12 protein-coding genes and 1 tRNA gene are annotated in these 12,845 nt (G+C 62.5%); 5 read left to right on the top strand and 8 right to left on the bottom strand.

What is annotated here, in order from left to right; all coding sequences use genetic code 11:
• Window positions 1-13: 13 nt before the first annotated feature.
• The 3 genes from M653_RS0119395 to M653_RS0119390 all read left to right on the top strand — a co-directional run bounded on the left by M653_RS0119395 (window position 14) and on the right by M653_RS0119390 (window position 933).
• Window positions 14-430, top strand: a complete 417-nt coding sequence (locus M653_RS0119395; protein WP_027144822.1) for an HD domain-containing protein — start codon at window positions 14-16, stop codon at window positions 428-430.
• 82 nt (window positions 431-512) lie between these two features.
• Window positions 513-701: a hypothetical protein gene (locus M653_RS1000000137360; RefSeq protein ID WP_198028810.1), complete on the top strand. Its 189-nt coding sequence runs from the start codon at window positions 513-515 to the stop codon at window positions 699-701.
• The gene (locus M653_RS0119390; protein WP_027144821.1) at window positions 676-933 is read left to right on the top strand and encodes a hypothetical protein; all 258 of its coding nucleotides are present in this window, start codon (window positions 676-678) and stop codon (window positions 931-933) included. The genes M653_RS1000000137360 and M653_RS0119390 overlap by 26 nt, the downstream gene beginning before the upstream one ends.
• A gap of 165 nt (window positions 934-1,098) precedes the next feature.
• Here M653_RS0119390 and M653_RS0119380 read toward each other — a convergent pair whose 3' ends face one another.
• The 6 genes from M653_RS0119380 to M653_RS1000000136820 all read right to left on the bottom strand — a co-directional run bounded on the left by M653_RS0119380 (window position 1,099) and on the right by M653_RS1000000136820 (window position 6,210).
• Window positions 1,099-1,317 (bottom strand): hypothetical protein, encoded by a 219-nt coding sequence (locus tag M653_RS0119380; protein ID WP_027144820.1) that lies wholly within the window; start codon window positions 1,315-1,317, stop codon window positions 1,099-1,101.
• Window positions 1,318-1,461: 144 nt separating this feature from the next.
• Entirely contained in the window at window positions 1,462-2,814 is a 1,353-nt protein-coding gene (locus M653_RS0119375) for a sorbosone dehydrogenase family protein (protein ID WP_198028809.1), read from the bottom strand.
• The gene (locus tag M653_RS0119370) at window positions 2,811-3,242 is read right to left on the bottom strand and encodes a DUF2231 domain-containing protein (protein WP_051442742.1); all 432 of its coding nucleotides are present in this window, start codon (window positions 3,240-3,242) and stop codon (window positions 2,811-2,813) included. Before M653_RS0119370 ends, M653_RS0119375 begins: the two co-directional genes overlap by 4 nt.
• 474 nt (window positions 3,243-3,716) lie before the next feature.
• Window positions 3,717-4,421 carry a Crp/Fnr family transcriptional regulator gene (locus tag M653_RS0119365; RefSeq protein WP_051442745.1) on the bottom strand — a complete coding sequence of 235 codons (705 nt, stop codon included), beginning with the start codon at window positions 4,419-4,421 and terminating at the stop codon, window positions 3,717-3,719.
• A gap of 681 nt (window positions 4,422-5,102) precedes the next feature.
• Window positions 5,103-6,038: an aldo/keto reductase gene (locus M653_RS1000000134560; protein WP_198028808.1), complete on the bottom strand. Its 936-nt coding sequence runs from the start codon at window positions 6,036-6,038 to the stop codon at window positions 5,103-5,105.
• A gap of 16 nt (window positions 6,039-6,054) precedes the next feature.
• Complete coding sequence (locus tag M653_RS1000000136820; RefSeq protein WP_156938228.1) at window positions 6,055-6,210, bottom strand: DUF1127 domain-containing protein; 156 nt, start codon at window positions 6,208-6,210, stop codon at window positions 6,055-6,057.
• Between M653_RS1000000136820 and M653_RS0119345 the strand changes: the two genes are divergently transcribed.
• A complete protein-coding gene (locus M653_RS0119345) occupies window positions 6,209-7,315 on the top strand; it encodes a LysR family transcriptional regulator (RefSeq protein ID WP_084636766.1) in 1,107 nt (368 codons plus the stop codon). The genes M653_RS1000000136820 and M653_RS0119345 overlap by 2 nt on opposite strands.
• Window positions 7,316-7,491: 176 nt before the next feature.
• Here M653_RS0119345 and M653_RS0119340 read toward each other — a convergent pair.
• Both M653_RS0119340 and M653_RS0119335 read right to left on the bottom strand, forming a co-directional pair.
• Window positions 7,492-7,568 (bottom strand) — tRNA-His (locus M653_RS0119340).
• Window positions 7,569-7,918: 350 nt separating this feature from the next.
• A complete protein-coding gene (locus M653_RS0119335) occupies window positions 7,919-8,377 on the bottom strand; it encodes a phasin (protein WP_027144815.1) in 459 nt (152 codons plus the stop codon).
• A gap of 248 nt (window positions 8,378-8,625) precedes the next feature.
• On the opposite strand from M653_RS0119335, the gene M653_RS0119330 reads away from it, so the two are divergent.
• Window positions 8,626-12,624 (top strand): PAS domain S-box protein, encoded by a 3,999-nt coding sequence (locus tag M653_RS0119330; RefSeq protein ID WP_027144814.1) that lies wholly within the window; start codon window positions 8,626-8,628, stop codon window positions 12,622-12,624.
• The last annotated feature ends 221 nt before the right edge of the window (window positions 12,625-12,845 follow it).

Genomic DNA, 12,845 nt, shown 5'->3' with positions numbered 1-12,845 from the left:
GGAGATGGATGCGATGAGTATTTTCTATCGGGCGGCCAAGATTGCGGAGCAGGCCCATGCATCGCAGCACGACAAGACAGGAGGCCCCTATATCGATCATTGCCGTCGGGTGGTCGACGCTGTCGAGACGATGGACCAGAAAGTCGTCGCCTATCTGCACGACGTTCTGGAAAAAGGCGAAGGCTGGAGCCGGACCAGGCTTGAAGAGGCGGGCTTTGGACCGACGATCGCCGCCGCGGTCGACGCCATGACGCGCAGAGACGGCGAGGACTATTTTGCATTCGTGCGGCGGGCTGCATCGAACCCATTGGCGCTGCCGGTAAAGCGGGCGGATCTGACCGACAACATCTGGCAATCGCGGCAGATCGGAGCACCCACGGCCAAATACGAAGAGGCGTTGCGCATTCTTGATGACGAGTTCACCAGGTGACAGGCGCCCGGATGCTGACGGCAATTGAGCCATGGTGTGCGGCATGCGCCGATGCCGTAGCCCGCGATTTCGGGCAAGACGTATGGATTACGCGAGCCAGCCGGTTCGGTTATTTTCGTACAAACGTTTTATCGTGACATGCCGGGCGGGTGGTTTTATGAATCTGGCGATCGATCCGCGTCCGGCCTGCCTTCTGGCGCAATGCCTGATCGCCTTCGGGGCGCTTCGAGACCAAGGTGACGCCCATGCGGGAATTGCCGAAAGACATTGACGCCGATGTGGTGATCGAAATCAGCAGATTGCTGGACGACAGCGCGCTTTTCGTGCCTGTCCGGGTTCATGAACTCACAGCAAGGGTAAGGCAGAAAGTGAAGACGGGTTTGCCGGATCGTTCGATCGAAGAGCTGATCGTGGAAATGGCCTCCTTGCGTCGGTTGGCCATGGCCTTTGAGCTGCCCGGATTGGAGAATGTGGTGGAAATTCCACTGCGGCTCCTACGCTGACCGATCAAGATCACGCGCTTCATTCGGCAGTCAGGATAAGCGATGCCCCGAACACCTGGGCGCCCGCGTCATTGCGCACCTTCGGTGATTTTGACCAGATCGCGATCCCGCATTTCGTCGCGAGCGACATCCATCAATAACGAACCTAGATGAGCAGCCTTGGGCTCAATTTGCGGTGCTGCCCTCGTCAAAAATCTGAATGCCCCGCACAGCAGCTTTCTTGGTGATCAAGCCTTTCAGATCCGCATCCGATCGCTCCGTGCCGGTCCGCTCCNGCAGCATTGCTATGGCGGCTTGCATCGATGGGAAAGGGCTGTCCTGCAACTCATCGAGAATGGCGTCCACCGACGTGGCGACATTGGTCGGTTCGGGATTTGTCGACATGGCCGTTCGTCCGTCCGACTCGCCGCCCATATCGGCGTGGCAGGTATTTAAAAGCGCTTGATTTGATGACGTTTCACTGTACGATTTTTACCATGTCGTGCCAAGATCATCACGCGCCTTGCCTGCGCATACAATCCGAAACGGCTACCGAGGTGCGGCAGTCACGCGCCAGACGGTGTTTCCAACATCGTCCGCAATCAACAAAGCACCGGCCTTGTCGACAGCAACGCCCACGGGCCGCCCATGTGCCTTGTTGTCATTGTCAAGGAAACCGGTGACGACGTCCTGAGGCTTGCCGTCGGGATGACCGCCATTGAACGGTATGAAAACGACCTTGTAGCCGTTGAAGCGCTTGCGGTTCCAGCTGCCATGTTCGCCGACAAACGCGCCGTTGCGATAGGATTCGGGCAGATTGGTGCCGGTGTAAAATGCCAGGCCCAGGGGCGCGACATGAGAACTCAGTGCATAGTCCGGGGGGATCGCCTTGGCGACCAGGTCCGGCCGCTGCGGCATCACCCGCGGATCGACATGCTGGCCATAGTAGCTGTATGGCCAGCCATAAAACGCGCCGTCCTTGACCGAAGTCATGTAGTCGGGAACCAGATTGGGGCCGAGTTCGTCGCGCTCGTTGATAACGGCCCAAAGCGCTCCGCTCTGCGGCTCCCAGCTCAAACCGTTGGGATTGCGCAGCCCGCTTGCGAAAATGCGCGAACGGCCTGTCGCCCTGTCGACCTCCCAGATGGCGGCGCGGTCCTTCTCCGCCTGGATGCCGTTCTCCGTGATGTTGCTGTTGGAGCCGACCCCGACATAAAGCAGCGATCCGTCCGGGCTGGCAACGAGAGACTTGGTCCAGTGGTGATCGATCGGGCCGCCGGGCAGCGGCGTCAGCACGGTGCCAGGCGCGGTGATCTTGGTATCGCCTGGCGTGTAGGGATAGCGCACGATGGCATCCGTGTTGGCCACATAGAGGTCGTTGCCGACCAGAGCCACACCGAAGGGCGAATTGAGATGGTCGAGGAAGACGTTCTGGAGATCGGGCACACCATCGCCGTTCGTATCGCGCAGCAAGGTTATGCGGTTGCTGCTTCCCTCGGTGCCGCCGCCCGACGTCGCCATGGACTCGATCCAGCCCATGATCAGGTCCTTCGGACGTTTGATCGCGGCGCCGGGCGGCGCCACGGATTCAACCACGAGAACGTCACCGTTCGGCAAGGTGTAGAGCGAGCGCGGATGCTTCAATCCCTTGGCGAATGCCTGGATCTGCAAACCCTTCGCAACCGTCGGTTTCTCGTCCTGTTTCCAGCCGATGATCGAAGCGACATGCATGGGCGGAACAAGATATTGCGTCGGTTCAGGCAGTGTCGGGTTCGGCCCGACCTGGCCGCTTGGGTCTGGGTCGTCGTCGCTGCAGGCAGGCAATGCCAGAAGCGATCCGCACAGCAGGCCTAACCCCACGGCACGCCGGATGTGTCTGTCGGAAACCTGCATGGCGCTCATTCGACCACCTCCCCGGGAGCGCGGCCCGTGCTCCATCGCAGCAGCCACACGAGAAGCAAGACGATCACGGCTGCTGCGGAGAGGATGAGCCCCGTCGGCACAACCGAGGTCCAGGCATCACGGCTGTGCACCAGCGCGTTGAAGAACGAAAGGACAAGAACCACCAGGCTGCCGAGCAGATAGACCCAGCGCACTGGGAACATTCGACCGGTGAAGAGATCAACAAGGGCCGCAATTACCGCAAGCGCTCCCATCACCAGACCGGCTAACAACAGCCATGCGGAAAAATCGGTCCACATCATCTCGGCGGTCCGCCAATAGGCGAGGTCGGTCAGCAGCGTGCCGATGAAACAGGCATTGGCGATCGCCATTGGCGCCCGATAGATCGGACGCCTGGTGACCACCGGCATCGATCGGGAATTGACCATGGATTTCTCCGCCCTGCTCCAGATAGCATCTGGGCTCCAAACAAACCTGGAGTTGAGATGTTCCGGGAACAGTTTGCGTTCAAGGACTTGTGATTGCCTGACCGGTGCCGGCTATGAGCAGCGCCGGCGAAGTGCCGGCATGAAGGGATCTACGGCTAACGTCGGCAACGTGACGGGGTAACGGCGCTCGGCCAGCGGCGGGAAGTTATGTTCTATTCCGAGAGTGCGATGCGCCAGGCTTGCGTGGCACCCCATCGGTGCAAGACAAAGTTCAGCTTCGTACGGTTCTTACCAATCAATTGACCTTTATTGTCGGCCATCGCTAGATCACTAGATTGGCTAGGGGGCATCCAAACCATGCCGCAATGGCCGACGCGAGCTTAGGCAATGTGCCGTCAAACCGGCATTATCGCGTCGGCCATTCCCGCACTTCCGGCCCACAATCCGGCCTACCAACCCCGGCAATGGTGGCGGTCAGGTGGGCGGACGATCCTGCCTGGAAGGGTTCTTTGAACCGAGATCTCCGACCAGCCGACGGTATTGCAGTTCGGGAGCGCCGTAAGAGTCCCGTGCCAGCGTCATGAGACCTCTCCGATCCCGGATCGTGATTTCGCCGCGGCGGGCTCGGATGTAGCCATGGCTCTCGATTGTCTGAAGCCCCACGGTGACCCCAGGGCGCCTGACGCCCAGCATAACGGAAAGGAATTCGTGGGTTATCGTAAGCCTGTCGCCGATGGTCCGGTCGCTGCACATCAGAAGCCATCTCGCCAGTCGGACCTCAAGGCTGTGCCGCGCGTTGATCGATGCCGTGTAGCTCGTCTGGATGTGGAGATACTGGACGTAGCGCAACAGGAACGGCCGCAAGGTAGGGCTGTCTTCCAAGGCTTCGAGGAACGGCGCGGCACTCATCCGCAGCGCTTCGCTCGTCGACTGGACGTAACAATCGAAGCTTGCCAGCTCGTCGCCCATGATCAGCGCCGAACCGGTCATGCCCTCAAAGCCAATTATTCCCACCTCTGCTTCCGCCGTCGCCGAAGCCTTGGCCACAACCGATGCGATGCCACTCTCCAAGAAATAGACGGCCTCGATCTTTTGGCCTTCGTTCTCCAACGGTGATCGCAATTCCAGAAAAACGCTCTTGAGATGTGGCCGCAGCCGCTCGAAATCGCCCGCGCTCATCCGGCGCAACAACTCGCTCCTGGCCTGCAGAACCTTGTGATCCACGAAACGCTCTCCACTTGGGCAAGAGCACTAGGATCTCTCGGCCGGCCGCGCCCCTCGAACGACGGTGGCAAAACATAGACTGTCCCACCCGGCCAGCACTAGGCGGGCGGCCGTGTCGGTATGAAACCGACAGTAGCTGCTGTGGACAAATCGCAGGTTTCGTCGGCTATCGATCCTTCGCCAGAAGGCGAGCTTCCCTGAGGATAGAGGAGCGGTCGAAGCCTATCAGGAACACTATGTCGCGTATCTGCTGTTCCGTAGCACCCGATTCGCGGGCAAGTGCACGCACGGTTTCGGCCGCTAGACCGGGGCGCTCAGGGTCTTTCGCCATGACATCCTAGCCTCACGCTGGGCAGGAGTGCGATGGTCGCTCCCAAGCGTCAACGCCCGTATCGTGCTGCTGACGACCCCTTTTTGTACGCCTTCGCACTGAACTTGGCGAATCAATTCGAACCAAGCCCGTTCGGGCGGCTAAACCGTGCCCGGTTGTTTTCGCCCAGAAGCTCTTTGCAAATGACATCAGCCGATTTTCAATCGGTATCAGCTCGGTGTGCAGTTCTGCTCCGAGGTGATGCGAATTTCGGACTGCATGTCAGGCGGTCTCGGCAATATTCAGCACGGCGTCGATCTCGGCCATCACCGCTGCCGGCAGCGGCCCTTTTCCAGCGCACCGAGATTGTCCTCGACCTGCTCGGGCCGCGTGTAGCCGGGAACCGGCAAGGCGATTGCCGACTTGGCGAGGATCCAGCCGAGCGCGCCCTGGGCAAGCGTGCGCCCGCCCGAGGTGAGCAGGTCGCGGATTGTCGCGAGCCTTGACAGATAGTGCGGGTTGGCGGCGCCATCCCTGAAAAACACCATCCATTCGGCATTCCCGCCGCGCACGTCATCGGCGGGCAGCTTCATGGCCGGCGTGTATTTGCCGGTGAGCAGCCCCATTGCCAGGGGCAGCCGGCTGAACGAGACGAGGTCCTCGCGCGCCGCAACGGCCATCAGCTCGTTTGCCGGGGTAAACACATTGAAGTCATTCTCCACGGCCACGAAACCCTCGCGCGGCGCGTAGGCGGCAAGCCGCTCGCGGTGATCGGTGCTCCAGCCGAAGCCGCCGATCTTGCCCTCCTGGTGCAGCAGGCCGAGCGTATCGAACACCTCGCCGGCGCGCTCGATCGGGTACTCGTTGATATGCAGCAGCGCGACGTCGATACAATCGCGCTGCAGGCGCTGCCGCGAATTGTCGATCGAAGTCCGGATCGCCGCGGCAGAGGCATCCTCGGGAGCGATCTTGCGCGTTTCGGGATCGCCGAAATAGCCGACCTTGGTGACGATGACCGCTTCGTCCTTGCCCTTCAACGCCCGCCCAAGGATCAGCTCGGCATTGCCGGCGCCATAGGCGGCAGCCGTGTCGAACACCCGCGCGCCGATATCATAGGCCATCGCAATCCGGCTTGCGACCTGACGTCGTCGACCTCGCCATAGATGGTCGCCGTCATGCCAGCGCGCCGCGCCACCCGCCGCCCAGGTGCCGATCCCGATGCGCGGTACCGAACGGCCATCCCAAAGCTTCATCATCTGCATGCCCGCCTCCATTGGCTCAACGACGCAGGGCGGCGTGGCGGGCACGCTCGCGGATTTCTTCGCGAGAAATGCCGGCATCCGCCAGCGTGCTGTCCGGGACATGCCGCAAGCTCGCAAGCGTCTGGCGATAGGCAAGCCAGCGGGCGAAGCGGCGTCGAAATTCATGCAACATGACCGTCTCCTTTGGCGCGCGGAATACCCCTCGCGCGTGGTTGATCGAAAGCGCAAAGCATCCGCGCCAAGCGCCTGCGCGATCGAAAGGGTTGCGCTGGCTTCTTGGCCAGCCGAGGCGCTTCTCACTGTTCCGCCAGGCAGGATTGTCCAACACCTCCAATGCCCGCATACTTGCGTGCGATGCCCGCTTCGCGCTACAGCCACGGTCGCAAGGAGTTTTTCATTTCTGCAAAATGGATATCGGCTGGGACGATCTGAGGTTGTTTCTAGACGTTGCGCGGCTGGGTGGCTTGAGCGCGGCGACGGCAACCACGCGCCTCAGCGCGGCCACCCTTGGACGACGCGTCACCGCGCTCGAAAAGCAGATCGGCGAACCGCTGTTCGTGCGTCAGCAGACCGGCTACCGGCTGACCCCGGTCGGTGAAGAACTGCTGCGGCGCGCCGAAGATGTCGAGGCAGCCATGCAGTCGCTGACCCGCTGGCGCGAGGGAAGCCTGCCCGACCGCATTGTCCGCGTCTCGGCCGGGCCATGGACCTCGGCCTTCGTTTGCGCCCATATCGGCGAGATCTGGACGGTCGATGACGGCATAAGGGTGGAGTTCGTCACCACCACCGACAGGGTCGACATCGGGCGCCGTGCCGCCGACATCGGCATCCGCAGCGAGCGCCCGAACGAACAGTGGCTGGCCGGTCGCCAGAGCGGCAAGGTTGCCCACGCCATTTATTCCGGACGCCAGCTGATCAACGGCATCGCCGCCGGCTTGTTCGTCGGCGTCACCGGCGAAGGAGCAAACGTTGCCTCGGCGCGCTGGCTGCAAGCCCATCATGGCGACCGCATCGCCGTGCGCGGCAACAACACCCATTCGGTACGCGAACTGGTGGCCGCCGGCGCCGGCCTTTCGATTTTCCCATGCTTCGTGGGTGACAGCGATCCGCGGCTGGTTCGCGTCGCTCAGCCTATCGCCGAACTCGAAACCGACCAATGGATCGTTACCCATCACGAGGAACGTCACTCCCCGCCGGTACGAAAAGTCGCCGACCGGATTGCCGCCTTGATGCGGGCGCACCAGCCGCTGTTTCGCGGCGAGACGCCGATCCGGTAAGGCCGGCACGATGCCTGCCCCGCAGCCCCAGGAAGCGGCCAGGGTCTCGCGCTTCGCGATGTCTTCCCAGGCGCCATTTGTAGCACCATAGAAAGCACAAAAATCCGCGATTGCGCAGGATTTCGACAGGCGCGGTCAGATTAGACCAAAAATTCAAGTAGTTAATGGAAAGCCAATGGTACCGTTGGCTGGGATCGAACCAGCGACCTCCGGATCCACAATCCGGCGCTCTAACCATCTGAGCTACAACGGCACGTCTTAACGTTGGTAGCGGGATCGAGGTGGAAGGTTCATTCTCCGCGATCCGCTCTGTCGTTCGGCGATGCGTCCTTACGGGCTTATGAATTCTAATTCAAGGCTTTTGCAAAGCAAAGGCCACTTCCCCACAGCGGTGCACCTTTCGCCGGGCAAAGAAAAAGGCCGGCGGGAGGAGGTGCCGGCCTTTTCCTGTTACGAGCCAGCGGGAGGAGGTGCTGGCTGGTCACCCCGGAGGTGAAGGGAGGAGGTTCCACCCGCCGGGTATTCGCTTGACCGTCACTATCTCACATCTATTTGTCCGACAAAATGCGACCTTTTGTTGCATCCGCGGACGATGCGCAATTATTAGGCGGCCTTGATTTCCTTGATCGCCTTCTCGAAGGCGGTCTTGATCGGCTTCGAGACATCCTCGGCCGCCTTGGAGGCAACAGCCTGGAAGTCCTTGGCCTGCTCGACGGTCAGCTCGACGCGCTTGCGCAGGAAGGCGGTCTGCAGCTCGACGACTTCCGACAGCGACTTGGCGCCGATCAGGGCTTCGAGATGCGAGAAGCCGGCCTCGGCGTTGGCGCGCAGCGCCGCGATGGTCTTGAGCGACAGATCGCTGGAAACAGTCTTGGCGGTTTCGTAGGTCGATTCCAAAGCCTTCTGGGTCTCCTCGGCGCCGGTCTTGAGCTTGGCGTAGGCCTCTTTCGACTGCTCAACGCCCTTTTCGGCGAAAGCGCGCATCTGGTCGGTGGCCTTGGAGGCGTCGAAGCTCGGGAATTCAACGTTTTCGATGGTCTCGGCAGTCTTGGTCCTGGACATTTTCCATCCTTTTCAGCGGCAGCGGCTTTGACAGAAAGCCGTCTCGTTCATGTATGATGGCAATATAAAGGCAATTTTTGTGCATTGCAATATCATTGTTGCAGTGCACAAAAAAATGTTTTCGGGCGTTAACCAAACAGCCAAAATTCAGCCTTTGCACGTTCTGGCTTGTGGACCTTCGTGGCTGCGGCTTTTATTAACAAAGCGTTAACTGCAAATTCGCCGCTCCGTGAGGGTTCGCCAAGCGCATGCCGTCCGAATATTCCTTCCTTGACGTCGCCGTACTCGACGCGGTCCGCCAGCGGTTTGCCGCCGGCGACGCGATCGCGATCCTGTCGGTGGACCTCGAGCAGGTGATCTGGGCCAATGGGCCGGGCGCCGCCATGTTCGGTTATCCCGATATCGAAGCGATCATCGGCGCCTCGGCGCGGCTGCCGCTGATCGCGCGCCGTCAGATCATGGCGACCAGCGGTTTCCCGCGGATCGGCAGCGATCGCTCGATCACGGTGCGCCTGGCGACCGGCATGACCAGCCGCGCCGTCGGCTTTCTTGCCAGTGCCGTGACGCTGCCCGATGGCGAGAATGCCATCATGCTGGCCGTGCCAGCGGCGCAGACCGGCTCGCGCAGTGCGGCCGAGATCGCCAGCCGGGCGATCAGTGGCTTGACCGAAGACGGCCATTTCATTGCCTTCATCGATGCCAAGGGCAATATCGAGTCCGCCTCGGAGGGATTTTCGGCGCTCGGCATCCAGCCCGCGACACTGGCGGCCCTGGTGGCCGACGTCGCGGCCGAGGGCGAGCGCATCGTCAAGCGCCTCGTTCCGGGCGGCAGGACCTCCTACCCGGCGGGCCTCGCCCGGCTGACGCCGGAGCGGCATCTATTGGTGGTGATCGACGAGGATCAACTGGAGGACAGCGCATCCGGCGCGGCGGCTTCGGCGGACGGCTCGCCCGCGGCAACGGAAAACCCTGCCAAGGAGATTGGCGGCACAATGGAGGCGGCGGAAACCGCCGCTGTAGAATCCGGGTCTCGGCGGGACAAGCAGCCGACAGCCGATGTTTCGCGGACAGAGGCGGTCGAACAGCCGACGGCGGCCAAAATGGAACAGGAGCCCGTCCCTTTCGAGCCCGTCGCTGGCGATATGCCGAAACGAGCAACGCGAGAAATCGAGGAGCCGGCCGCGCCGGCACTGGTCGCCGCCGACAATGACCAACCGGCGGCGGGCACGCCGGCACAGCACGATCATTGGTATTTCAATGCCGGAGAAGACAACGCGCCGGAACCGAAAAGCGTGGCCGAGGCGGCCGGCACCGAGGCTTCGGCGGACAGCGCGAAGCAGGACGAGGTCGCCTCCCTGGCAGCTCCGACTACAGCTTCGGCCACCCGGACGATAGGCCGCTCGGCGGCACCGATACGTTTTGTCTGGCGTACCGACGCCGAGGGCAAGTTCAGCGCGCTGTCACCGGAATTCGCCGATGTCGTCGGTCATCCGGCCGCCGACGTGATCGGCCGACGCTTCAGGGATGTCGCGGCGGCTTTCGGCCTTGATGCGTCCGGCGAGATCGCCGGTCTGCTGGAGCGGCGCGACACCTGGTCCGGCCGCTCGGTGCTGTGGCCCGTCGTCGGCACCGACCTGAAGGTCCCGGTCGACCTGGCGGCATTGCCCGTCTATGGCCGCAGCCGCGCCTTCGAAGGCTTCCGCGGCTTCGGCGTCGCGCGAACCGGGGATGCGGTCGTCGATCCGGAAGCGATCGGCATGGCATTGGTACCCAATGGCGAGATGCCGGCGGCACAGAAACCGGAGGCCGTGAAGACGCTGCCTGAGGAGCCGAAGGCTGAAGAGCCAAAGGCATCGGATCCGTTCAAGGGCGAAGTGCCGGCGCTGACGATAGTATCCAAACCGGAGCGGCGCTTCGCCGATAAGGTTATCCGGCTGGCCGAACACCGGCAGCCGGCCAACGACAAGGGGCTGTCGACGCTGGAACGCAGCGCGTTCCGCGAGATCGGCGAGCGTCTGAAGAAAGAAAGTTCCACGGCAGAGCCGCCGGCGGCCGAACCAGCCGAGCCGGCAAGGCAAGCGGAACCAGGTGCCGGAACAGGCTCTTTGCCGGAGCCGCACGACGCGACCAAACCCGCGACCGATACGAAACCGCCGGTGGACATCGCCGCCCCGGATGCCGAGCCAACAAATTCGACCCAGGAACCAGCGACCGGCCCGGCGCATGAGATGGCAGCGCCCGATGCTGAAAACGAGCCGGGCGCGGGCGAACCTTCCCCGGGCGATGCCGAGGATCAGAGGGATCTGGCGCGGCTCGACGGTGCGCAGCCGGACCAGGTCGAACAACAGGCGCCGAGCTCCGAATCCCCGCCGCCGAGGGCTTCGGGCTCCCTGCTCGACTATGCCGATAAGGAGGACGAGCCTGCCCATGCCGCCGACGGCAGCGACGAGGCGTCAGCGCCCGAGGCACAGGAGATAATCGGCGAGGCGGCAGCGCAGGCAGGACCTGCCAAGGCACCGCCGGCCGATGACGACAGCATGACGTCAGACGATTTTCGCGACGCCGAGGACGATGAGGACTGGGCCGGCGAGCAAGCGACTGCATCCGGCGAGGAAACGATTGCGACCACCGGCGGAACCGGCGGCAGGCATGAGGCGACCGAGACATTTGCCGAGCGGCCGCGCCTGCAAGTGCCGCCGCTCAAAACCGAAGGGTTCATGCCGTCAGCATTTTCCGTCGGTGCCGAAAACAAGACGCCGGATACATCACTGCTCGGCAAGCTGCCGGTGCCGCTCATCATCCATTCGGGCGACCAATTGCACTATGCAAACGAGGAATTCCTCGACCTGACCGGGTACGCGACACTGGAGGACCTGGAGGATGCGGGCGGCCTCGGCGCTCTGTTTGCCGACCCTTATGCCGATGACGACGCCTCCGACGGCAGCGACCGGGCGCTGCGGCTGAAGATGCGCGACGGACAGGAATTCCCTATCGATGCCATCCTGCGCTCCGTGCCCTGGCGCGACGGCAAGGCCCTGATGCTGGTCGTGCGCCGCTCCGGCGAGGATGATGCGCCTGTGGCCCTGCACGTGATCGGCGAGGAGCCAACGCAGCCCGATATTTCCGAGCTCAAGGCACGCATCGCCGAGATGCGCACCATCATCGACACCGCCACAGACGGGGTCGTGCTGATCGGCAGCGACGGCACCATCCGTTCGATCAGCCGCCCGGCCGAAGCGCTGTTCGGTTTCGACAGCGACGAGGTGACCGGCAAGCCGTTCGCCTCGCTGTTTGCGATCGAGAGCCAGCGCGCGGCGCGCGACTATCTCACCGGCCTGTTGGAGCCTGGCGTGGCGAGCGTCTTGAATGATGGCCGCGAGGTGATCGGCCGCGAAGCACAGGGGCGCTTCATCCCGCTGTTCATGACCATCGGCCGGCTGCCCAACGACAGCGGCTTCTGCGCCGTGGTGCGCGACATCACGCAGTGGAAGCGAGCCGAGGAGGACCTCACCCAGGCGCGTGCGGTGGCCGAACGCGCTTCCTCGCAGAAGACCGATTTCCTCGCCCGCATCAGCCACGAGATTCGCACGCCGCTCAACGCCATCATCGGTTTTTCCGAACTGATGGTCGACGAGAAGTTCGGGCCGGTCGCCAATGACCGCTACCGCGACTATCTGCGCGATATCAACCGCTCGGGCAACCACGTGCTCGATCTGGTCAATGACCTCCTGGACATCTCGAAGATCGAGGCCGGCCAGCAGGAAATGGCTTATGAGGCGGTGTCGCTCAACGATACGCTGGCCGAAACCGTGGCGATGATGCAGCCGCAGGCCAACCGCGAACGGGTCATCATCCGCTCCAGCTTCGCCTCGCGGCTGCCGGAAGTGGTGGCCGACCTGCGCAGCGTGCGCCAGATCGCGCTCAACATCCTGTCCAACGCCGTCCGCTATACCCAGGCCGGCGGCCAGGTGATCGTCTCGACCGCCTACGAGACCTCGGGCGATGTCGTCATGCGGGTGCGTGACACCGGCATCGGCATGAGCCAGTCCGAGATCGAGCAGGCGCTGAAGCCATTCAAGCAAATCAACGCCCTGAAGCGCGGACGCGGCGACGGCACCGGCCTTGGCCTGCCGCTGACCAAGGCGATGGTGGAAGCCAACCGCGCCCGCTTCACCATCAATTCGACGCCCGGCGAAGGCACGCTGGTGGAGGTTGTGTTCCCCTCGACCCGGGTGCTGGCGGAGTAGAAAGTCCAAAAGAAAAAGGCGTCCAAAGGACGCCTTGAGAGATGAGATTGCTGTCACAACGGGGGCTTGAGCTGAATTCAGATCCTCGGGGGCTGAGGAACGGGATTTCTCCCTCAAGTTACATGCGACTATCGACGCCGGGCCTTAACAAGTCCTTACCGGGTCGCCAAAAAATTTACGAATGTGTACCACTCGTGAAATCTAGGTAAATTCGCGCGACA

It is taken from the genome of Mesorhizobium sp. WSM3626 (assembly GCF_000513935.1).
GTDB classification, from domain to species: domain Bacteria; phylum Pseudomonadota; class Alphaproteobacteria; order Rhizobiales; family Rhizobiaceae; genus Mesorhizobium; species Mesorhizobium salmacidum.
This window is presented reverse-complemented; position numbering and strand designations above follow the sequence as displayed.

Bases quoted from the DNA above. Each gene is read 5' to 3' on its own strand.
- M653_RS0119330 (WP_027144814.1), top strand. From the start codon at position 8,626: ATGCCGTCCGAATATTCCTTCCTTGACGTCGCCGTACTCGACGCGGTC.
- M653_RS0119395 (WP_027144822.1), top strand. From the start codon at position 14: ATGAGTATTTTCTATCGGGCGGCCAAGATTGCGGAGCAGGCCCATGCA.
- M653_RS1000000134560 (WP_198028808.1), bottom strand. From the start codon at position 6,038: ATGCAGATGATGAAGCTTTGGGATGGCCGTTCGGTACCGCGCATCGGG.
- M653_RS1000000137360 (WP_198028810.1), top strand. From the start codon at position 513: ATGGATTACGCGAGCCAGCCGGTTCGGTTATTTTCGTACAAACGTTTT.
- M653_RS0119365 (WP_051442745.1), bottom strand. From the start codon at position 4,421: ATGAGCGCGGGCGATTTCGAGCGGCTGCGGCCACATCTCAAGAGCGTT.
- M653_RS0119390 (WP_027144821.1), top strand. From the start codon at position 676: ATGCGGGAATTGCCGAAAGACATTGACGCCGATGTGGTGATCGAAATC.
- M653_RS1000000136820 (WP_156938228.1), bottom strand. From the start codon at position 6,210: ATGTTGCATGAATTTCGACGCCGCTTCGCCCGCTGGCTTGCCTATCGC.
- M653_RS0119370 (WP_051442742.1), bottom strand. From the start codon at position 3,242: ATGGTCAATTCCCGATCGATGCCGGTGGTCACCAGGCGTCCGATCTAT.
- M653_RS0119335 (WP_027144815.1), bottom strand. From the start codon at position 8,377: ATGTCCAGGACCAAGACTGCCGAGACCATCGAAAACGTTGAATTCCCG.
- M653_RS0119375 (WP_198028809.1), bottom strand. From the start codon at position 2,814: ATGAGCGCCATGCAGGTTTCCGACAGACACATCCGGCGTGCCGTGGGG.
- M653_RS0119345 (WP_084636766.1), top strand. From the start codon at position 6,209: ATGACCGTCTCCTTTGGCGCGCGGAATACCCCTCGCGCGTGGTTGATC.